General features: G+C 54.5%; 28 protein-coding genes. 27 read left to right on the forward strand and 1 reads right to left on the reverse strand.

What is annotated here, in order from left to right; genetic code table 11:
• Positions 1 to 227: 227 nt before the first annotated feature.
• From PVE98_RS08325 to PVE98_RS08335, 3 genes are read left to right on the forward strand one after another with little or no spacing between them, the layout of a single operon-like run.
• Entirely contained in the window at positions 228 to 479 is a 252-nt protein-coding gene (locus PVE98_RS08325) for a phage holin (RefSeq protein ID WP_233215854.1), read from the forward strand.
• Between the two features lie 2 nt (positions 480 to 481).
• The gene (locus PVE98_RS08330; RefSeq protein WP_407568577.1) at positions 482 to 985 is read left to right on the forward strand and encodes a lysozyme; all 504 of its coding nucleotides are present in this window, start codon (positions 482 to 484) and stop codon (positions 983 to 985) included.
• A complete protein-coding gene (locus PVE98_RS08335) occupies positions 975 to 1,418 on the forward strand; it encodes a lysis protein (RefSeq protein ID WP_407568578.1) in 444 nt (147 codons plus the stop codon). The genes PVE98_RS08330 and PVE98_RS08335 overlap by 11 nt, the downstream gene beginning before the upstream one ends.
• 42 nt (positions 1,419 to 1,460) lie before the next feature.
• On the opposite strand, the gene PVE98_RS08340 is transcribed toward PVE98_RS08335, so the two are convergent.
• Complete coding sequence (locus PVE98_RS08340; protein WP_146053833.1) at positions 1,461 to 1,700, reverse strand: hypothetical protein; 240 nt, start codon at positions 1,698 to 1,700, stop codon at positions 1,461 to 1,463.
• Between the two features lie 194 nt (positions 1,701 to 1,894).
• Between PVE98_RS08340 and PVE98_RS08345 the strand changes: the two genes are divergently transcribed.
• The 24 genes from PVE98_RS08345 (at position 1,895) to PVE98_RS08460 (ending at position 20,242) form a co-directional block, all read left to right on the forward strand.
• Entirely contained in the window at positions 1,895 to 2,089 is a 195-nt protein-coding gene (locus tag PVE98_RS08345) for a hypothetical protein (RefSeq protein ID WP_103796109.1), read from the forward strand.
• Positions 2,090 to 2,127: 38 nt separating this feature from the next.
• Complete coding sequence (locus tag PVE98_RS08350; protein WP_103796197.1) at positions 2,128 to 2,466, forward strand: HNH endonuclease; 339 nt, start codon at positions 2,128 to 2,130, stop codon at positions 2,464 to 2,466.
• 170 nt (positions 2,467 to 2,636) lie between these two features.
• Positions 2,637 to 3,101, forward strand: a complete 465-nt coding sequence (locus tag PVE98_RS08355; protein ID WP_048781441.1) for a phage terminase small subunit P27 family — start codon at positions 2,637 to 2,639, stop codon at positions 3,099 to 3,101.
• Positions 3,055 to 4,800 (forward strand): terminase large subunit, encoded by a 1,746-nt coding sequence (locus tag PVE98_RS08360; protein WP_103796108.1) that lies wholly within the window; start codon positions 3,055 to 3,057, stop codon positions 4,798 to 4,800. The genes PVE98_RS08355 and PVE98_RS08360 overlap by 47 nt, the downstream gene beginning before the upstream one ends.
• On the forward strand, positions 4,800 to 6,104 hold the full coding sequence (locus PVE98_RS08365) for a phage portal protein (protein ID WP_103796107.1): 1,305 nt from the start codon (positions 4,800 to 4,802) through the stop codon (positions 6,102 to 6,104). The genes PVE98_RS08360 and PVE98_RS08365 overlap by 1 nt, the downstream gene beginning before the upstream one ends.
• A gap of 11 nt (positions 6,105 to 6,115) precedes the next feature.
• Positions 6,116 to 6,964 (forward strand): head maturation protease, ClpP-related, encoded by an 849-nt coding sequence (locus PVE98_RS08370; RefSeq protein ID WP_103796106.1) that lies wholly within the window; start codon positions 6,116 to 6,118, stop codon positions 6,962 to 6,964.
• A 9-nt stretch (positions 6,965 to 6,973) separates the two neighbouring features.
• Positions 6,974 to 8,191 (forward strand): phage major capsid protein, encoded by a 1,218-nt coding sequence (locus PVE98_RS08375; protein WP_103796105.1) that lies wholly within the window; start codon positions 6,974 to 6,976, stop codon positions 8,189 to 8,191.
• Positions 8,192 to 8,232: 41 nt separating this feature from the next.
• The gene (locus PVE98_RS08380; RefSeq protein ID WP_407568579.1) at positions 8,233 to 8,526 is read left to right on the forward strand and encodes a hypothetical protein; all 294 of its coding nucleotides are present in this window, start codon (positions 8,233 to 8,235) and stop codon (positions 8,524 to 8,526) included.
• Between the two features lie 9 nt (positions 8,527 to 8,535).
• Positions 8,536 to 8,865, forward strand: a complete 330-nt coding sequence (locus PVE98_RS08385; RefSeq protein ID WP_103796196.1) for a head-tail connector protein — start codon at positions 8,536 to 8,538, stop codon at positions 8,863 to 8,865.
• Between the two features lies 1 nt (position 8,866).
• Positions 8,867 to 9,256: a phage head closure protein gene (locus tag PVE98_RS08390; protein ID WP_103796104.1), complete on the forward strand. Its 390-nt coding sequence runs from the start codon at positions 8,867 to 8,869 to the stop codon at positions 9,254 to 9,256.
• Positions 9,249 to 9,755: a hypothetical protein gene (locus PVE98_RS08395; protein WP_103796103.1), complete on the forward strand. Its 507-nt coding sequence runs from the start codon at positions 9,249 to 9,251 to the stop codon at positions 9,753 to 9,755. Before PVE98_RS08390 ends, PVE98_RS08395 begins: the two co-directional genes overlap by 8 nt.
• Positions 9,752 to 10,312, forward strand: coding sequence for a hypothetical protein (locus tag PVE98_RS08400; protein WP_103796102.1), 561 nt, complete (start codon positions 9,752 to 9,754; stop codon positions 10,310 to 10,312). Before PVE98_RS08395 ends, PVE98_RS08400 begins: the two co-directional genes overlap by 4 nt.
• A 3-nt stretch (positions 10,313 to 10,315) precedes the next feature.
• A complete protein-coding gene (locus PVE98_RS08405) occupies positions 10,316 to 10,504 on the forward strand; it encodes a DUF2635 domain-containing protein (protein WP_096073318.1) in 189 nt (62 codons plus the stop codon).
• Entirely contained in the window at positions 10,504 to 12,000 is a 1,497-nt protein-coding gene (locus PVE98_RS08410) for a phage tail sheath subtilisin-like domain-containing protein (RefSeq protein ID WP_407568580.1), read from the forward strand. Before PVE98_RS08405 ends, PVE98_RS08410 begins: the two co-directional genes overlap by 1 nt.
• On the forward strand, positions 12,000 to 12,356 hold the full coding sequence (locus tag PVE98_RS08415; RefSeq protein ID WP_096073316.1) for a phage tail tube protein: 357 nt from the start codon (positions 12,000 to 12,002) through the stop codon (positions 12,354 to 12,356). The genes PVE98_RS08410 and PVE98_RS08415 overlap by 1 nt, the downstream gene beginning before the upstream one ends.
• Complete coding sequence (locus PVE98_RS08420) at positions 12,353 to 12,622, forward strand: phage tail assembly protein (RefSeq protein ID WP_103796100.1); 270 nt, start codon at positions 12,353 to 12,355, stop codon at positions 12,620 to 12,622. The genes PVE98_RS08415 and PVE98_RS08420 overlap by 4 nt, the downstream gene beginning before the upstream one ends.
• 141 nt (positions 12,623 to 12,763) lie before the next feature.
• Entirely contained in the window at positions 12,764 to 14,647 is a 1,884-nt protein-coding gene (locus tag PVE98_RS08425; RefSeq protein ID WP_103796099.1) for a phage tail tape measure protein, read from the forward strand.
• Positions 14,648 to 14,660: 13 nt separating this feature from the next.
• Complete coding sequence (locus tag PVE98_RS08430) at positions 14,661 to 15,086, forward strand: hypothetical protein (protein ID WP_103796098.1); 426 nt, start codon at positions 14,661 to 14,663, stop codon at positions 15,084 to 15,086.
• 113 nt (positions 15,087 to 15,199) lie between these two features.
• Complete coding sequence (locus PVE98_RS08435) at positions 15,200 to 16,576, forward strand: DNA circularization protein (RefSeq protein WP_103796097.1); 1,377 nt, start codon at positions 15,200 to 15,202, stop codon at positions 16,574 to 16,576.
• Complete coding sequence (locus tag PVE98_RS08440) at positions 16,573 to 17,643, forward strand: phage baseplate assembly protein (protein ID WP_407568581.1); 1,071 nt, start codon at positions 16,573 to 16,575, stop codon at positions 17,641 to 17,643. Before PVE98_RS08435 ends, PVE98_RS08440 begins: the two co-directional genes overlap by 4 nt.
• Positions 17,643 to 18,200, forward strand: coding sequence for a phage baseplate assembly protein V (locus tag PVE98_RS08445; RefSeq protein ID WP_103796095.1), 558 nt, complete (start codon positions 17,643 to 17,645; stop codon positions 18,198 to 18,200). The genes PVE98_RS08440 and PVE98_RS08445 overlap by 1 nt, the downstream gene beginning before the upstream one ends.
• On the forward strand, positions 18,197 to 18,610 hold the full coding sequence (locus PVE98_RS08450; protein ID WP_103796094.1) for a phage GP46 family protein: 414 nt from the start codon (positions 18,197 to 18,199) through the stop codon (positions 18,608 to 18,610). The genes PVE98_RS08445 and PVE98_RS08450 overlap by 4 nt, the downstream gene beginning before the upstream one ends.
• Entirely contained in the window at positions 18,603 to 19,670 is a 1,068-nt protein-coding gene (locus tag PVE98_RS08455; RefSeq protein WP_407568582.1) for a baseplate J/gp47 family protein, read from the forward strand. The genes PVE98_RS08450 and PVE98_RS08455 overlap by 8 nt, the downstream gene beginning before the upstream one ends.
• Complete coding sequence (locus PVE98_RS08460) at positions 19,661 to 20,242, forward strand: YmfQ family protein (RefSeq protein ID WP_407568583.1); 582 nt, start codon at positions 19,661 to 19,663, stop codon at positions 20,240 to 20,242. Before PVE98_RS08455 ends, PVE98_RS08460 begins: the two co-directional genes overlap by 10 nt.

Here is a 20,242-nt window from a genome sequence, read left to right on the forward strand (position 1 = left end):
GTAGCGCCTTTCATATTGTGATAAATACAGCAAGATTTACCCTGTTGCCGACGGGCAAGGCTGTTACCGCGTTTTGCGTCAGGGTATTCAAATATTAGGGCTCGCTTCGGCGGGCCTTTTTCGTTTTTGCGCCCGGCCAATCAACTCAAGCTGAACCTTAACCGATGTGGCTGAGGCGCATTTCTCTTTGACTACAGACAGCACCGCCCGTAACCACGGAGGTGAAGATGAGTATCAACCAAATGAGCAAACTAGCATCAGGAGCGGCATACGGTGCGGCAGGTTCGGCTGTAGCCAATGGCGTGCTTACGCGACTCAGCCCGGATGAATGGAGTGCGGTAGGCGTTATAGCCGGTATCGTTCTGGCTCTGATGACGTTTGCTATCAACGCGTATTTTAAGCGAAAAGTTTCTCTCGCTCAGATAAGGGCGCTGGAGCAGCGCGGCTACATCCCGTCCGATAAGCTGGGAGAAGAATAAATATGGCAATGTCAGCCAGCATGCGTAACAAGCTCATTGCCGCAGCAGGCGGCGGCTCCATGCTTATTGCCTCGCTTTTTATTGGTGGCAAGGATGGTGTAGAAGGGCGCGTTCACGACCCCTACAAAGATGTGGCTGGTGTCTGGACTGTCTGTGATGGACATACGGGAAACGACATCATCAAAGGCAAGAAGTATACCGACCGCGAATGCGACCGCCTGCTTTGGAGCGACCTGCAGCCAGTAAAGAAAGCGGTCGATAGCCTGGTTAAGGTGCCGCTGAATGAATACCAGCGCGCTGCGCTTTACAGTTTCACCTACAACGTAGGTTCCGGAGCGTTTTCTAAATCGACACTGCTGAAGAAACTTAACGCAGGCGATCAGGACGGTGCATGCGAAGAGCTTCGCCGCTGGGTGTATGCGGGTGGTATGAAATTTCGTGGCCTGATGAACCGCCGCGATATGGAGCGTTCAATGTGCCTGGCGGATGGTCCCAATGACATTTAGCTGGCGAGCGCTGATTATTGGCCTGCTGCTGGTGGTATTGGTAGTTGTATGCCGGGTTGCTAATTTCTACCACGGTAAATACGTCACTGCTGACAGCCTGGCTACAGAACGGCAACAGACGATTGATGATATGCAGGTACGCCAGCGTGATGTTGCCGCGCTTGATGCCAAATACACAAAGGAATTAGCCGATGCTCAGGCAACTATCGATCAGCTGCATGACGACGTTGCTACTGGCAAGCGTCGGCTGCAGCTCAACGCCACCTGCAAGAAGCAATCCGCCTCCGGATCCGCCGGCATGGATGATGCGGCCCGGCCCGGACTTAATGACTCCGCTGAACGGGATTATTTCACCCTCAGAAGTCGAATCGAACTCGCAGGAAAGCAAATAGCCGGGTTGCAGCAGTACATCAACGAGCAATGCCTGAAGTGATCATTACAGGGCGCATTTAAGTAGTGCGCCCGATGATGATAATCAAAGTGCGTAGGAAGCCAGTTGAAGCATAAAACTAAGGGTTAGCAGCCCCACACCGACCCTTTGCAAAAAAAGCATTCGTTTGTTTTTTCTCTCAACGAGCCTGTCGTGCTCCATGATTTCATCGCTACCGAACATGGAAGATTCGTATGGCGCCAGCGAATGGCTGTTAAAAAACATCAGCAACGTTCCGAAAAGTCCAATTACAGTTGCTGCAAGCTGAAGTTGTGTTGGTGACATTTGAAAATCCTAGTAATCAGGGAACCTTCAATATAACGCCATCAGCATTGATCCTGCTGACCTAACAGACTTGGAATTCTCCGACAAAGGATAATGGTTAGCCACGCTGTGAAGCGTTGCGGCACTTGTTACTGATTTCATCCCTTTCACTTCGTCTGATACTTTGTGAACTCATCAAACGAAAGGGGTTAAAGATGGAATGGATAAACATTGCTGATGGCAAGCCGAAGGCTTTCGAAATGGTAATACTTGATACCGATAAGGGTATAGCAATTGGGTGTATTGACCCGTTCGGGCAGTTCAAGCACGCGGTCTTCGGTTTTGTAGGTACCGTACATCATTCACATTATGAAGTTATCCGATGGATGCCTTTGCCTAAAAAAGAATGATATTAGCCGCCTCCGGGCGGTTTTTTATTGGAGTGAATATGTCCGATCCTCGCATCTATAACAGCCGCTGGGACAAAGCTAGACTGTCATTCCTCAAGTCTCATCCTCTCTGTGCAATGTGCCACCGACAGGGCAGAGCAGTTGCAGCAGCTGTAGTTGACCACATCAAGCCGCATAGGCTGAAAGAAGCAATCAGCGGTGGCAAGCAGAATGAGATAGCAAAGGCTCAGAAACTCTTCTGGGACAAAGCCAACTGGCAACCGCTGTGTAAGCAGCATCATGACTCGACAAAGCAGCGGGAAGAGAAGCGCGGTCACGTCATTGGATGCGATGAGAACGGCATGCCGCTCGACCCATCAAGCCATTGGCGCAAATGAGAAAAACTATCATCATCAGGCATCAATATACCTCATCATCAAATGATAATCATTATCAATTACGGCAGGGGAGGGCGGGTTGAAAGTTCAGGGGCCAGCGCCTTCCTGACCGCCCGCCCCCCTTTTTATGCACAACCGCGAAATGAAAAGTTTTTTTCTGGGAGGTTTTTATGGCCGGTAGACGACCAAAACCGACCCACCTTAAGGTCGTTACCGGCAATCCGGGCAAGCGAAAACTCAACGACAAAGAACCTTCACCCGCAAGAGAAATCCCGAGCCCGCCGGCACATCTCACCGACTGGGGGAAGGTGGCGTGGGGAAAACTGACCGTTCTGCTCGATGGAATGGGCGTACTAACTGTCGCCGATGTTCTCGCGCTGGAAAGGCTCTGTGATATCTACGCTGACATTCTTCAGCTGCGGATCACTATTGCTGATGAGGGCAGAACCTACACGGTCCAGACCGAAGGTGGATTTCTGATAAAGGCCAATCCGGCTGTTTCAATGCTGGCTGATGCAGACCGGCGATTCAAAAGCTACCTGGTAGAGTTCGGCCTGACTCCGGCTGCCCGGTCAAAGGTGAACGTGAATGGTGGAGAAAAAGAAGAAGACCCGCTCAACCAGTTCTTCGGTTGACCCGGCTACGCAGTATGCAATGGACGTAACCAGCGGCGCGGTTATTGCCGGGCCAGACATCCGCGCGGCATGCGCCCGCCACCTCCGTGATCTGGAAGAGGGGCCAAAGCGTGGACTGTTCTGGGATGTTGAAGCTGTTACGCGCGTCGTTAATTTCTTCGCTCAGGTTCTGAAGCTCAACGGCGGTGAGCATGAGGGAAAGCCTTTCATCCTGCTGCCGTGGCAGTGCTTTATTGTTGGCTCGCTGTTCGGATGGAAGTCGGAAGACGGAACGCGCCGCTTCCGCATGAGCTATATCGAGTCCGGTAAGGGCTCGGGTAAATCGCCACTGGCCGGCGGAGTTGGTCTCTATCTGCTGATGGCTGACAAAGAGCCGCGCGCCGAAGTTTACGCGGCGGCCACAAAAAAAGACCAGGCCATGATCCTGTTCCGCGACGCGGTGACGATGGTCGATCAGTCGCCCGCGCTGGCGCAGCGCATCACTAAATCCGGTACCGGCCTGAACGTATGGAACCTTGCATTTCTACAAACAGGCTCTTTTTTCAAGCCGATCAGCTCCGATGATGGTCAGTCAGGACCGCGCCCGCACGGCGCACTGATTGACGAAGTTCACGAGCACAAAACAAATGCCGTTGTTGAGATGATGCGTGCCGGTACAAAAGGTCGCCGTCAGGCGCTGATGTTCCTGATCACCAACAGCGGACACGATAAAACCAGCGTCTGTTATGAGTACCATGAATACGGTCGCAAGGTTGCCGCCGGTGATCTGGAGGATGACAGCTTTTTCAGCTTCATCTGTTCGCTGGATGAGGGCGACGACCCGTTTAAGGATGAATCCTGCTGGGGTAAAGCTAACCCGTCGCTGGGCCAGACCTTCACGGATAAGTATCTGCGGGAGCAGGTGACGCAGGCACGCGGCATGCCGTCAAAAGAGAGCATCGTCCGCCGCCTGAACTTCTGCCAGTGGGTGGAAGCGTCCGATCCATGGATTGACAGCGACACCTGGATGAACTGCGAACAGGACTTTAACCCGGAGGATTTGGCGGGTGAGGAGTGCTACGGCGGGCTGGACCTGTCAGGCTCCCGCGACCTGACGGCCTTGGCGCTTTACTTTCCGAAATCTAAAAAGCTTTTAGTTGAATTCTGGACGCCTAAAGACTCTCTACTTGAACGCGCCAAAACTGACCACGTTCCCTATGATGCCTGGCTGCGTAACGGCTTTATTCACGCGCCGCCGGGCAAGGCGGTCAACTACGGTTTTGTCGCGGTTCGCATCGGTGAGCTTGCGGCCAGATACGATATTAAATGCATCGCGTTTGACCAGTACCGCATTAAGTATCTGGAGCCCGAGCTGGAAAGCGAGTCTGTGAGCGTTGACCTTGTTCCGCACGGTCAGGGCTTTTACAAGGCTCAGGAGTCCGGGCTGTGGATGCCGCGCTCTATCGAACTGTTTGAGGAGCATCTTAATAACCGGGTGCTGGTTATCCGGCCTAATCCCTGCCTGCGCTGGAATGCCGCCTCTGCGGTACTTGAGGCAGACCAGAAGGACAACCGCATATTTGCCAAAAAGAAAAGTACCGGCCGCATCGATGGTGTGGTGGCTTCCGCTATGGCGATTGGTGCAGCAGAGGATGCAGTGCTGGTGGACAGCGGCGATCCTGATGACTTTTTTGATGACCCGATCATGGTAGGTATCTGATGAAGGAAAAAAAACAGCCGGGTCGCATCAAGAGCGCGATCGTTAACTGGCTCGGTGAATCGATCGGACTTAATGACGCCGCTTTCTGGCAGGAGTGGTACGGCGCAAGCAGCAGCGGCAAGGTCGTAACGGCAGAGAAAGCGCTGGCGCTGGCATCTGTCTGGGCCTGTGTGCGCCTGCTTAGCGAGTCGGTTTCAACCCTCCCTATGAAGGTTTACGAACGGTCCGCTGACGGTTCACGCAAGCTGGCGCTCAACCATCCGGCCTATCAGTTGCTGTGCCGCCGTCCGAACAGCGAAATGACGCCATCGCGCTTTATGCTGATGGTGGTCGCCAGCATCTGCCTGCGCGGCAATGCATATGTTGAGAAAAAGATGATCGGCACCAAGCTGGTCTCTCTGGTGCCGCTGCTCCCTCAGTGTATGAAGGTGGAAAGGCTGGACAGTGGCGAGCTGCAGTACACCTACACCGAGAAGGGCGTGCCGCGCATCATCCCGGTTAAAAATATGATGCACATCCGGGGCTTTGGTCTGGATGGCGTCTGCGGAATGATGCCGATGCGCACCGGGCGTGACGTGTTCGGCGCGGCAATGGCGGTTGAAGAATCTGCCGCCAAAATATTCGAAAATGGCATTCAGACTTCCGGCTTCTTCCTGTCGAAGAATCTGCTCACAAAAGAGCAGCGACAGAAAAACCGCGAAAACCTTAACCGGTTCGTTGGTTCAAAAAATGCCGGCAAGGTGATGGTGCTCGAAGGTGACATGTCCTATCAGGGCATCACCCTTAACCCTGAAGATGCCCAGATGCTGGAGTCGCGATCATTCAGTATCGAGGAAATCTGCCGCTGGTTCCGCGTGCCGCCATTTATGGTGGGGCATGTAAACAAGCAGAGCAGCTGGGCATCAAGCGTTGAAGGTATGAACCTGCTGTTCCTGACCAATACGCTGCGCCCGATGCTGGTGAACATCGAGCAGGAGATCTCACGCTGCCTGCTTAACGGGGATGAAGACCTGTTTGCTGAGTTCTCTGTTGAAGGCCTGCTGCGTGCTGACAGTGCCGGGCGTGCGGCCTATTACACCACGGCGCTGCAGAACGGCTGGATGTCCCGCAATGACGTACGCCGCCTGGAGAACCTGCCGCCGATTGAGGGCGGTGATATCTATACCGTACAGCTCAACCTTACACCGCTTGAGGATTTGCGCAAAAACAGCCAGGCCGTAAACGCTAAGCTGCTGCGCGAAGTTCACGACGCGGTTTTCCCGGACATTCCCATCGAACAATCACCGCTTAAACAGGCGGCTTAGGAGCAACCCCAATGACAGTAAAAAGTCTTCCGGCAGCGCCGGAGGGGCGGCCTTTTGCGCGCGAAAATCGCGACTTGCCGTCCTCTGCAATGGAGCGCTGGAACGGCGGTATAAAAGCCGCAAAGAGTGATGAAAACAGCATTTCCGTGTTCGACGTAATTGGCGCTGACTGGTACGGCGACGGCGTTACCGCCAGCCGCATCGCGGCGGCGCTCCGCTCAATCGGCGGTGCTGACGTGACGGTGAATATCAATTCGCCCGGCGGCGACATGTTTGAAGGCCTGGCGATTTACAACCTGCTGCGTGAATACGAAGGGAAAGTCACCGTTAAAGTGCTGGGCCTCGCTGCTTCTGCTGCCTCGATTATCGCGATGGCTGGTGATGAGGTCCAGATTGGTCGGGGTGCTTTCCTGATGATCCATAACTGCTGGGTGTATGCGATGGGCAACCGTCACGACCTGCAGCAGATTGCGGCCGACATGGTGCCTTTTGATAAGGCCATGAACGATATCTATGGCGCGCGTACCGGTCTGGATGCCACCACCATCGACGCGATGATGAATGCTGAAACCTATATCGGCGGCAGCGATGCGGTTGAAAAAGGTTTTGCGGATCGCCTGCTGGCGGCAGATGAGATTTCTGACGGCGACGACAGTCCGGCGGCTGCGCTGCGCAAGCTGGACGCCATGCTGGCAAAAACCGATGCGCCACGCTCCGAGCGGCGAAAGCTTCTTAAAGCATTAACCGGCGGCAAGCCAGGCGCTGCTGCCAACCCTGAAGGTATGCCGGGCGCTACCGACGAAATCAACCCCGAAAATATTGCACAACTTAAAAACGCGCTGGCCGCGTTCGGCAAATAAGGACTAAAAATGTCTGAAGTAAATGAAGTACTGAAGCAGGTTACTGCCAGCATCAATGAAGCCAGCGGTAAGTTTAACGCCAAGGCTGAAGAAGCGTTGTCTGAGGCGAAAAAATCAGGCACGTTGTCTGCAGAAACTAAAGCGGCTGTCGATAAGATGGCAAGTGAGCTTAACGCCATGCGCGAAGCTGAAAAGACGCTGAAAGCGGCGCTGGGCGATTTGGAGCAGCATGTTGCGCAGATGCCGCTTGCAAATGCAAAAAGCGTTATCGAAACCGTGGGTGGCCAGGTTGTCTCTTCCGAAGCTCTCAAAGCTTTTTCAGCGAGCATTGAAGGCAATAAGCGCCTGAGCATTCCGGTTAAGGCTGCACTACTGTCCGTCAACGTGCCGGGCCAGATTGTGGCGCCTGACCGTCTGCCAGGCATCGACCAGCAGCCAAAACAGCGTCTTTTTATCCGCGACCTGATCGCCCCGGGACGTACTGAGTCCAACACCATCTACTGGGTGCAGCAGACCGGTTTCACCAACAAGGCTGCGACCGTCGCAGAGAACACCACCAAACCGTACAGCGACATCACCTTCGCGGAAAAAATCACGCCGGTACGCACCATCGCGCATCTGTTCAAGGCTGCCAAGCAGATTTTGGACGACATGCCGCAGCTGCAATCGACGATTGACGCTGAACTGCGCTACGGCCTGAAGTACGTTGAAGAGCAGGAAATTCTGTTCGGTGACGGCACCGGTACACACCTGAACGGCATCGTGCCTCAGGCGTCGGAATACGCTGCAGCCTTCAGTGTGGCGAACCAGAGCGGCATTGATGACCTGCGTCTGGCAATGCTGCAGGCGCAGTTGGCGCGTTTCCCGGCGTCAGGCCATGTTCTGCACTTCATTGACTGGGCGAAGATCGAGCTGACCAAGGATTCGCTGGGCCGTTATATTCTGGCGAACCCGGCAGCGCTGACAGGTCCTACTCTGTGGGGGCTGCCGGTTGTCGCGACCGAAGCGGCTGCTTTCCAAGGTAAATTCCTGACAGGAGCATTCAATGCTGGTGCGCAGATTTTTGACCGCGAAGATGCCAACGTGGTTATCTCCACCGAAAACGCCGACGACTTTGAGAAAAATATGATCTCAATCCGTTGCGAAGAGCGTCTGGCGCTGGCCGTTAAGCGTCCTGAAGCGTTCGTTTACGGTTCATTCACCGCTCCGGCTCCTGCAGCTGGTTAGTCATGGTAGCGGCCTCAGGGCCGCTTTCCCGGGAGTCACATATGAAACTGCTTCTGATTAAACCGAATTACTTCGGCGGCACGGTCGTGTCCGAAGGCAACACCATTGAGACCACCGAACAGCACGGTCGCGAGCTGATTAAGCTGGGTTATGCAAGTGAGGTGGATGACAGCGCAGCGGAGAAAGCGGCAGCGGAGGCGAAGGAAAAAGCTGAAGCGCTTGCGAAGGCTGAAGAAGAGGCCAAAGCAAAAGCTGCTGCTGAAGCGCAGGAAAAAGCGGACGCTGAAGCCGGCGCGAAAGCGGCAGCTGAGGCGAAGGAAAAAGCCAAAAAATAAGGCATGGACATGCTGCTGACTCTCGAAGAAATCCGTTTGCAGTGCCGTCTTGAAAGTGACTTCACCGAAGAAGATCGGCTACTCGAGCTGCTGGCGCTGGCGGCAGAGGCGAAGGCGGTAACCTACCTAAACCGCAATCTGTATAAAACGGTGGCTGATATTGCACCGCTGGATACCGATGGCATGGTTATTACTGAAGATATCCGGCTTGCGTTGCTGATGCTGGTCAGCCACTGGTATGAGCATCGTAGTTCAGTTTCAGAGCTGGAGATGACGGAGACGCCACAGGCATTTGAGTTCCTGCTCTATCCACGGCGCCTGCCGGTGTCGGGGTACTAGCATGCAGCGACGCTCATCAAATACCAGTGCCGTCTATACGCTCCCCGATCCCGGCGAGCTGAATAAGCGTATTCACCTGCGCCAGCGTATCGACCAGGCGGCGGCTGATTACGGCACCGAGCCGGTCTATCAGAATGAAAAGGACGTGTGGGCGAAGGTCCGGCAGGTGGGTGCTACCACCTATCACGAATCTGTTCAGGCTGATGACACCATAACCCACTACATGATCATCCGTTATCGCCAAGGGATAACGTCAGATTTTGAGGTGGTTTACAGCGGTTACGTGTATCGCGTTAAACGCCTGCGCGACCTCAACTCAGCCGGTCGTTACCTCCTGATGGAGTGTGAGGAGCTGAGGGCTGTAGAAAGCGACGGAGAGATGTATGGCTAAGCCGCTTCTGCACGTTGATTTTCAGCAGCCTAAAGACCTCGTTTTTAACCGGGCAAAAATGCGCCGCGCCTTTATCCAGATTGGTCAGGTGCATATGCGTGATGCCCGGCGTCTGGTTATGCGTCGCGGCCGATCTGCTCCCGGTGAGTATCCGGGATTCAGAACCGGAAAGCTGGCACGGTCAATCGGCTATTACGTTCCCCGCGCATCCCAAAGCCGTCCGGGTCTGATGGTGCGCATCGCGCCTAACCAGAAGCGGGGTGAGGGTAACCGCCTCATTGAGAGCGACTTTTACCCTGCGTTTCTCTTCTATGGCGTGAAGCGCGGCGCTAAGCGCAAAAAGAGTCACCATAAAGGAAAGTCAGGCGGTAATGGATGGCGCGTCGCACCGCGTAAAAATTACATGACCGAAGTGCTGGAGGCTCGCAAGTCGTGGACGCGCTATGTGCTGAGCCGCGCGCTGCGCACCTCACTTCGTCCCGAAAGGAAAAAGAAATGAAGCTATCACTGGTGATCGCTGCACTCCGGGCACGATGTCCCATGTTCGCGGGCAACGTGGCCGGGGCGGCCGAGTTTAAAGCCATCCCCGAAACCGGCAAGATGCGTCTGCCGGCGGCATATGTGGTGCCGACTGAGGACGTCACCGCCGAGCAGAAGTCCCTGACCGACTACTGGCAGAACGTGACCGAAGGATTTGCTGTCGTTGTGGTTCTCGATAATACGCGCGATGAACGCGGTCAGGCGGCCGGTTATGACGCCGTGCATGATGTGCGGCAGCAAATCTGGAAGGCGCTGCTGGGCTGGGAACCGGACGCCGACGCGGGCCCGGTGGCGTATTCCGGCGGCCAACTTCTGGACATGGACCGTGGACGCCTCTACTACCAGTTCGAATTTATGCTGACGCGGGAAATTACCGAAGAGGATACGCGCCAGCAGGATGACCTGAACGCCTTGGGTGAGCTGAAAACGGTCGAAATCGACTTTGATTATATCGACCCGGGCAATGGTCCTGACGGCATCATCGAACACCACACCAAAATCAACCTCAGCGAGTAAACCATGCAAATCAAACCCAAGCGCGGGCGGTCTGTTCCAGACCCTGCCCGGGGCGATCTGCTGCCTTCAGAGGGCCGGAACGTCGAAGAAAGCAGCTACTGGCTCCGCCGCCTTGCGGCCGGGGATGTTGAAAAAGTCGCCCCGGAAGAGAAGAAAGCCGTGGCAGACACTAAAAAACAAGGCGGTGAGTAATGTCTGTCAGCTACCCGAACATTCCGTCAAACCTTCGTGTGCCGCTCTTCTGGGCGGAAATGGACAACAGCGAAGCGAATACCACGCACGACAGCGGTCCGTCACTCCTGATTGGTTTTGCATCCACTGACAGCACCATCGCTAAAAACCAGCTTACGATCATGCCTTCAGCAGCGCTGGCCGGCAAGGTTGCAGGTCGGGGCAGCCAGCTTGCCCGCATGGTAGCGAAATACCGTGCTATCGACCCGTTTGGCGAACTGTGGGTAATCGCGGTTGATGAACCTGAAGGCGAAGCCGCTACGGGCAAATTGACTGTCACCGGCAATGCGCAGGCATCAGGTACGTTAAGTCTCTATATCGGTGCAACGCGCGTCCAGGCGGCAGTGGTCACCGGTGACGCGCCAACGGCGATTGCAACCACTCTTGCCGCAGTGATCAACGCCAATGCTGACCTTCCCGTAACGGCAGGCGCTGCGGCTGGCGTAGTCACTCTCACTGCGCGTCATAAAGGCCTTGCCGGCAATGACATCCCGCTGCTGATGAACTATTACGGCACCATTGGCAGTGAAAATATGCCAGATGGCGTTAACGTTGCGATCACCGCCATGGCAGACGGTACCGGCGCGCCTGATCTTTCAGGTACCGTGGCCGCAATGGGTGATGAACCGTTTGATTTTATCGGCACACCGTTCAGCGACTCGGCATCACTGGCAACTATCGCGCTGGAGATGAACGACTCTTCTGGCCGCTGGAGTTATGCGCGACAGCTGTATGGCCACGTCTACACGGCCAAGATTGGCACACTGTCAGACCTGGTGGCGTTCGGCGACACACTGAACAACCAGCACATTACTGTGGCCGGTTATGAAACTGGTGTTCAGACAGCAGCAGATGAACTGGTGGCGCTGCGCACTGCCCGTAACGCAGTATTTATCCGTAACGATCCGGCGCGTCCGACCCAGACCGGAGAACTGACCGGCGCTCTTCCGGCACTGGCAGGCAACCGCTTCACGCTGACTGAACAACAATCCCTGCTGATGCACGGCATTGCAACGGCATACAGTGAAGGCGGCGTTCTTCGCATTCAGCGTGACATCACCACCTATAAGCAGAATGCCTACGGGGTGGCTGATAATAGCTACCTGGACAGCGAAACGCTGCATACCAGCGCCTACGTTATCCGTCAGCTGAAAAGCATCATCACCAGTAAGTATCCGCGCCATAAGCTGGCAAATGATGGTACGCGCTTCGGTCCGGGTCAGGCCATCGTGACGCCTGCAGTGCTGAAGGGCGAGATGTGCGCCAGCTATCGCACCATGGAGCGGGCCGGTATCGTGGAGAACTTTGATCTCTTCAAGCAGCATCTGGTGGTAGAGCGCAATGTCAGCGACCCGAACCGCGTGGATGTCCTGTTCCCTCCGGATTATGTCAATCAGTTGCGCGTCTTTGCGCTGCTTAATCAGTTCCGTCTGCAATACAGCGAGGAGACCGCGTAATGGCAAAGATTGCGGGTACAGCATACGTCAAGGTGGACGGCCAGCAGCTGTCGCTGACCGGCGGCATTGAGGTGCCGATGAATACCAAAGTTCGTGATGACGTAATCGGCCTGGCCGGTGACGTGGATTACAAAGAGACGCACCGAGCGCCTTACGTCAAAGGCACCTTCAAGGTGCCGAAGACATTCCCGGTCACCAAACTGATGGATTCCGACCAGATGACCATCACCGCTGAACTGGCTAACGGCATGGTTTACGTGCTGTCTGAAGCGTTCCAGTTCGGTGAAGCAAACCACAATGCGGAAGAGGGTACGGTAGACCTCGAATTCCACGGCTCAGAAGGATTCTATCAGTGAGTGAACTTCAGCTTTCAAAACCTATTACGGCACATGGTGAGACTATTCATGTGCTGGAGCTGCGCGATCCAACGGGCAAGGATGTCCGTGAGCTGGGCTATCCCTATCAGATGAATCAGGATGAGTCGGTGAAGCTGCTGGCGCATGTCGTGGCTAAATACATCAGCCAGCTGGGAGACATCCCGCCGAGCTCGGTCGATGATATGTCGCCATCAGACTTGAATGCTGCTGGCTGGGTAGTGGCAGGTTTTTTCCTTCAGGCCTGACAGCTAAAGAGCTGCTGAATCTGTACTTTGATTGCGCCAGCTACTGGCGCATAAATCCTCTGGAAGTCCTGAGCGAGGACTTGAAAAGCCTGCAGTTACTTATAGACCAGGCGAACCGGATAGAACGGGAGCGAAAAGCTAATGGCTGAATTTGAACTGAAAGCGCTTATCACTGGCGTTGACAGACTTTCGCCCGCACTTGGCCGCATGCAGAAAAATCTGCGCCGGTTCCGTAAAGATGCAGAGGAAGCAGGCAAGGGCGGCATGGCTATGGCTGGCGGTCTCGCCGCCGGGCTAACCGGCTCTCTGGTTGCCTTTGCCAAGCAGGAAGACGCCGCAACAGGGCTAAAAGTTGCCATGATGGACGCCAGCGGCGCTGTGGGCTCTGACTTCGAAAAGATAAACAAGCTGGCTATAGGCCTTGGCAATAAACTGCCTGGTACTACTGCTGACTTTCAGAACATGATGCAGATGCTTGTCAGGCAGGGTATTCCGGCCCAGAACATTCTCAGTGGTGTAGGTGAGGCCTCAGCTTATCTCGCGGTACAGCTGAAAAAAACGCCAGAAGCGGCGGCAGAGTTTGCGGCAAAAATGCAGGATGCAACCGGCACCGCGTCCAAAGATATGATGGGGTTGTTCGATACCATTCAAAAGGCTTTTTATCTTGGTGTCGACGATACCAACATGCTTTCGTTTTTTACGAATGTCAGCTCAGTAACAAAAATGGTTAGCAAAGATGGCCTTACTGCCGCGCGAGCTCTGGCGCCGATCGCAGTTATGATGGATCAGATGGGGACTCAGGGTGAAACTGCCGGTAATGCTATAAGAAAGATATTTCAGGCTGGATTTGATACCAAGAAGATGAAGGCCGCAAACAAACTCCTGAGTCGCAAAGGTATCAACTTAGATTTTACCGATGGTAAGGGGGAATTTGGAGGTATTGATAATCTGTTCAGGCAATTGAACAAGCTTCAGTCATTAACGACCAAACAAAAAACCACTATCATCAAGCAGATATTCGGAGATGATGGTGACACCCTTGCAGTATTGAATGCTCTAATCGACAAGGGAAAAAGTGGTTACGATGAAATCCAAGGGAAAATGGGAAGGCAAGCCAACCTAAATAAGCGTGTGGATGCTCAGCTCAACACACTTACTAACCTTTGGGATTCAATGACTGGCACAGCCGTAAATGGTCTGGCAGCTATCGGTGGAGCATTTTCCGGTGATGCTAAAAAATTGGTAGCGTGGCTTGGAGATATATCTGAGAGGTTTACCGAGTTTGCTGAGAAAAACCCAAAAGTAATCCGTGGTGCATTTGGCATCGCTGCAGGATTCGTTGGCGTAAAGCTCGCGCTATTAGGCGTAAACTTTGCGCTTGGAATTGTCGGCAGAGGGCTGAAACTATCCCCAATGGGTGTATTCCTCCGCCTGGCCGCGCTAGGCATCGGGTTGCTGATTTCTAACTGGGATAAGTTTGGTCCGGTAGTTGAAAGGGTCTGGACCAAAATCGATGGTCTGACAGAATCCCTGGGCGGTATAAACGGCATTATTACCGGAATTGGCGGAGTAATGGCCGGGTTATTCACGCTGCAAGTGATTGGCTCTCTCACAACCGCCACAACAAAAGCAAGCGGTCTTCTCGACGTGCTTACTAAAATAGGCAAGCTGAGCGCTCTGACAGTTTCAATAGCCGTCGCGCTATACATGTTCAAAAAACTGGAAGAGATTTCTGACGCGACAACTCAGAAAGATGGTACCGAATCATTTTGGGAGTCACTTAAGAAAAGATGGAAAGCTGGCGGCTGGTATAACAACGAGCAGAAGCTAAAGAGTAGCGATGTTCCGCTTAATCCGCAGAGCATGAGTGGTCCTTTGATGCGCAGTGACGCGACAGCACAGAAGGGAGAGATTAAGGTCTCCTTCGAAAACTCGCCTCCCGGAATGCGTGTCGAGCCATCAGGCAGCGCACTTCCTTGGTTTGATCTCGATGTGGGTTATAATCGGTTCTCGAAACCAAATTAAGGGAAATATCTGCATGCGTCTGTTTGCAATTTTAATGGCTTTGTTTTTTGTTAACGGAGTGTCGGCCAGTGAGTGCTACTCCGAGTTTAACGAAAAAGACTTCATTGCTGCAATTGGTAAACGTCCTGAAAAGGTGCAGGTTTTTAAAGATGGCGGGATGATAAGGCACCAGTATTCTTTCAGGAAGGAGCAGTCCCTTGAAGATGTGTTTGATGATAATAAACAATCAGAGCATGAACCGCAGATTTACGTGACCGTTTATGAGCCACCATGCTCTGAAAAGATAATTATTAATTTCTACGCAAATGAAGACAAATCGATGAATAAGGTTAACGTTGAACTGGCTGGTAAAGCGTATGAATATCTTACTGGAACCAACAGGACAATTTTCCAGAATAAGCTGGAGAAGTTCAAAGGCGTTCAGCGGTTTGAGTCTTAAGACGAAAAGGCTAATTCTCTTTTCGCGAAAGCTGGCGACTCCTATTCGATACAGATAAACCTGAAATAAACATCAACCCGCTCCGGCGGGTTTTTTATTGCCCGGAGCAAGCCATGAGCTGGAAAGATAATCTGCAGGATGCCTCACTGCGTGGTATCACGTTTAAGGTGGACAGCGATGAGGCAACCTTTGGCCGCCGCGTGCAGGTGCATGAGTACCCAAACCGCGATAAACCATGGGCGGAGGATTTAGGCCGGGCTACGCGCCGGTTCAGCGTGCAGGCGTATCTGATTGGTGATGACTTCTTTGAGCAGCGCAACCGGCTGATTGAAGCCATTGAGAAACCGGGACCGTGTACGCTGGTTCATCCCTACTATGGTGAAATGACTGTAGTTGTGGACGATGCCGTGCGTGTCAGCCACTCGCAGAGCGAAGGGCGCATGTGCCGCGTCAGCTTCAGCTTTGTTGAGTCTGGTGAGCTGTCGTTTCCCACTGCTGGGCTGGCAACCAGCCAAAAGTTGTCTTCTTCCGTTACGTTTCTTGATGACGCCATTTCATCGGCTTTCGGCGCTTTTGGCATGGACGGCATGCCTGACTTCCTGCAGGACGGTGTGCTGGATGAAGTAACGGGCATGTTCATTACTGTAACCAGCGCATTTCAGTACGTTGATTCAGGCATCACCGCGGCATCACGCTTGCTGCAAGGTGACCTGTCTGTGTTACTAAAGCCACCTTCCAGCGGCATGAGCTTTGTTAACCGGCTACAGACCATGTGGCGCGCCGGAACGCGGCTGACGGGAAATGCATCTGACCTGATGTCGATGATTAAAGGCCTGACCGGCGTTACAGTTGATTCAGGGCTGGCACCGCGCGGTGTCTGGAAAACCGACAGTAAAACCGCTCAGGCGCAGACCACGCAGCGGAATTATGTAGCGCAGGCGGTACGCACCACCGCCATCAGCGAGGCGGCTGCAACGGTTACCAGTCTACCGCAACCAGTAAACCGCGCTGCCACCCGACAGCAGGACCCGCAGCATCCCGTCATGGTCTCGCATCCTGCCGTCAGCAACATACGGCCTGATTCGGGCAATGCGGCTTCAGATTCAGACACCACCGCGACAGCGACCGTTTCTGCTTCTTCAGGCGTAACCTCCTCTCTGGGTAACAGCACCGTTATTACATGGGGTGACCTTGCGCAGGTGCGTGACAGTCTCAATGAGGCCATTGACCTTGAGATGGAACGCGTCTCTGATGACGGTCTTTATCAGGCGCTGGTCACCGTACGTACTGACCTTAACCGCGATATCTCAGCACGTCTGGAGCAGGCCGAGCGCATGACGGAGCGCACGCCTTCGCAGGTTATGCCCGCTATTGTGCTGGCCGCTGACTGGTACGACTCTGCATCCCGCGCCGGTGACATTACCGCGCGTAACGGCATCCGCCATCCCGGCTTTGTGCCGGTTCAGTCACTGAGGGTGCCGGCACGATGAACAACACCGTAACTCTTCGCGTCAACGGTCAGGAGTGGGGCGGCTGGACTTCGGTCAGGATTGCCGCAGGCATTGAGCGTATTGCCCGCGACTTCAACGTTGAGATTACCCGCAGCTGGCCGGGCGATACCGACCAGGCAAACCGCAGTAACAGGATTAAAAACGGTGACCTCGTGGAGGTGCTGATAGGCACTGACAAAGTGCTGACCGGCTACATTGAGGCGACACCGGTCCGGTATGACGCCCGCAGCATCAGCGTGGGTATTTCCGGGCGCAGTAAAACGGCTGACCTTATCGACTGCTCAGCCACGCCGTCCCAGTATGCTGGTCGCACACTGGCGCAGGTAGCCGCAGAGCTGGCGAAGCCGTTCAGCATCACGGTTGTGGATGCGGGCGGTGCGTCAGGCGCACTTCAGGGCATTCAGGCAGACCAGGGCGAAACGGTCATGGACGTGCTCAACAAGATGCTCGGACTGCAGCAGGCGCTGGCATATGACAATGCGCAGGGTAATCTGGTTATCGGCGGCATCGGAAGCCTGCAGGCGCATACCGCGCTGGTGCTGGGAGAAAACATTCTTTCCTGTGACACCGAAAAGAGCATTCGAGACCGGTTCAGTGACTATCAGGTATCCGGTCAGCGCCGGGGTAATGACGATGACTTTGGTGAGGCAACAACTACGGCCATCAGAGCAAAAACCATTGACGGAGGCCTGAAGCGCTATCGGCCGATGATTATCCGTCAGACCGGCAATGCCACCACCGCAACCTGCAGCGACCGCGCAGAGTTCGAAATGCGCCAGCGTGCTGCACGTACCGATGAAGTGACTTATACCGTGCAGGGCTGGCGACAGGGGGATGGTTCTCTCTGGCTGCCAAACCTGCAGGTAATTGTCTTTGATCCCATCCTCGGCTTTGACAATCGCAAAATGGTCATTGCTGAGGTGACTTACCAGCAGGATGAAAACGGCACCATTACCGAAATACGTGTCGGGCCGCCGGATGCATACCTTCCAGAGCCAGTCAAACCCGGCAGGCGTAAGAAAAAGAAAGAAGAGGATGACTTTTGATGGCTAATCCGATGTCAGGCATGGGCCGTGCGCTGTCAAATCTTCTGGCTCGAGCCGTGGTCCGCGGCCTGAACACGGCAACAAAATGCCAAATGCTTCAGGTTGAAATGGCTGGCGGCGAGGGCAAGAGTGATATCGAGCACATGGAGCCGTATGGATTCACGGCTGCGCCGATTCTGGGGGCTGAGGCTGTTGCGGCTTATTTCGATGGCGATCGCTCGCATGGCGTTGTGCTGGTGGTTTCCGACAGGCGCTACCGCCTTAAAGGCTTAAAGACTGGAGAGATTGCAGTTTATGACGATCAGGGGCAGTCGGTGATGCTGACCCGTTCCGGGATCGTTATTAATGGTGCAGGTAAGCCGATCACCTTCACTAATGCTCCCAAGGCAAGGTTTGAAATGGACATCGAGTCCACTGGCGAAATCAAAGACAAGTGTGATTCCTCCGGAATAACGATGTCTGCAATGCGCCTGGCATACAACGGCCATACCCATAAAGAGAATGGCGATGGCGGCGGCACAACCGACCCGACAACGCAGAAAATGGTGGCGTCATGATTATTGTGATTAACGGCGTCCAGCGCGACGTGACATGGCCGCCAGACCCTCTGACACGCGCCGTGATTATCTCCCTGTTCTCCTGGCGAAAGGCTGAGCCTGACGACAAACCGGAGCAGGATAACGGCTGGTGGGGTGACAGCTTCCCGACGGTGCAGAATGACCGCATCGGCTCCCGCCTTTATCTTCTCAGCCGTCAAACGCTCACCAATAAAACACCGCTTAAAGCGCGTGAATATATTAGCCAGGCGCTTCAATGGCTGGTGGATGACGGCGTGGCGTTAAGGGTGGACGTAAAAGCTGAGCGGACCGGAATCAGCACCCTCAGCGCCTCAGTGGTTATCAGCCAGAAAGACGGTAACCGGGCTGCATTTTCCTTTGATGATTTATGGAGTGAACTTAATGGCTGACAGTGGATTTACCCGCCCGACACTCCCCCAGTTAATCACCACCGTACGCAACGATATCCTTACCCGTCTTTCGGCAGATTCTGCGCTGGCAGCACTGCGCCGCACTGATGCCGAAGTATATGGACGGGTTCAGGCGGCAGCGATCCACACCGTCTATGGCTATATCGACTATCTCGCCCGAAACCTTCTGCCAGACCTTGCTGATGAGGACTGGCTGAGGCGACATGCCAACATGAAGCGCTGCCCGCGCAAAGCGGCTACAGCGGCAGCGGGCTACGTGCGCTGGGACGTGACAGCAAAAGATATAACCGTCCCGGCCGGCGTGACTATCCAGCGCGATGATCTGACCTCATACACCACAACAGTGGCGGCCACGTCAGCGGGAGGCGTACTGCGCGTGCCGGTTATCTGCAATGTGGCTGGAAAGGCTGGCAATACCGATGACGGCCTGGCGATGCGACTGGTTAGCCCCATTACCGGCCTGACGTCTGCGGGAATGGCCGACAGCATTCAGGGAGGTGCGGATATTGAAGATCTGGAAGTCTGGCGGGCGCGCATCATAGAGAGATGGTACTGGACCCCGCAGGGGGGCGCTGATGGTGATTATGAGGTATGGGCTAAAGAGGTGCCTGGCATCACACGCGCCTGGACTTACCGGCACTGGAGCGGCCGGGGTACAGTTGGCGTAATGGTGGCAAGCAGCGATCTGATTAATCCTGTTCCGGATGCGGCCACAGTGGCAGCAGTGCATGCCTATATCGAACCGCGTGCACCCGTAGCCGGCGCAGACATCTACGTTTTCGCCCCCTCTGCTCATGTGGTTGATTTCCAGATTCGGCTCAACCCTGACACGCCGGAAGTCCGATATGCCGTTGAGGCAGAGTTGCGTTCGATGATGCTGCGTGACGGCGTGCCAGAGGGAGTGCTTAAGCCGTCCCGCATCAGTGAAGCAATCAGCATCGCCGCGGGTGAATACAGTCACACCTTGGTCAGTCCAACTGCGGACATCCCGATTGCAAAGGGTGAGATAGGGGTGGTGGGGAGTATTTCATGGACCTGACAGCTCAGTATAACCAGATGCTGGGGGCGCTTCTTCCGCGTGGCCCCGCATGGGATGCAGATGATCTGCTGCTGGCGGGGTTTGCACCTTCTCTGGCTGCAGTTCACGGTCGTGGTGATGCGCTAATGCAGGAACTCGATCCCCGTACGGTAACGGAGCTTATTGACCGTTATGAAGAGATAAGCGGACTTCCTGACAGTTGTGCACCACCCGGCGTTCAGACTCTGCAGCAAAGGCGCCAGCGGCTGGATGCAAAAATAAACCTGGCGGGCGGCATCAATGAGGCTTTCTACCTTGCCCAACTTGAGGCGCTGGGTTACACGGGTGTCACTATCACCCGCTACAACAAAAGCCAGTTTACCTGCCTGTCTAACTGCACTGATTCACTGTATAGCGACGACTGGCGCTACTACTGGCAGGTGAACATGCCAGCCGCTACGCAGATTACTGAGATGACGGCTATCGGTAACAGCACCGACAGTCTGCGCATGTGGGGCGACACCATTGCCGAATGCGTACTGATGAAATTGGCTCCTTCGCACACCTACGTTATTTTTAAATACATGGAGTAA

Origin of the sequence: Pantoea sp. GABEPS69 (genome assembly GCF_045780835.1) — a bacterium.
GTDB lineage: Bacteria > Pseudomonadota > Gammaproteobacteria > Enterobacterales > Enterobacteriaceae > Pantoea > Pantoea septica.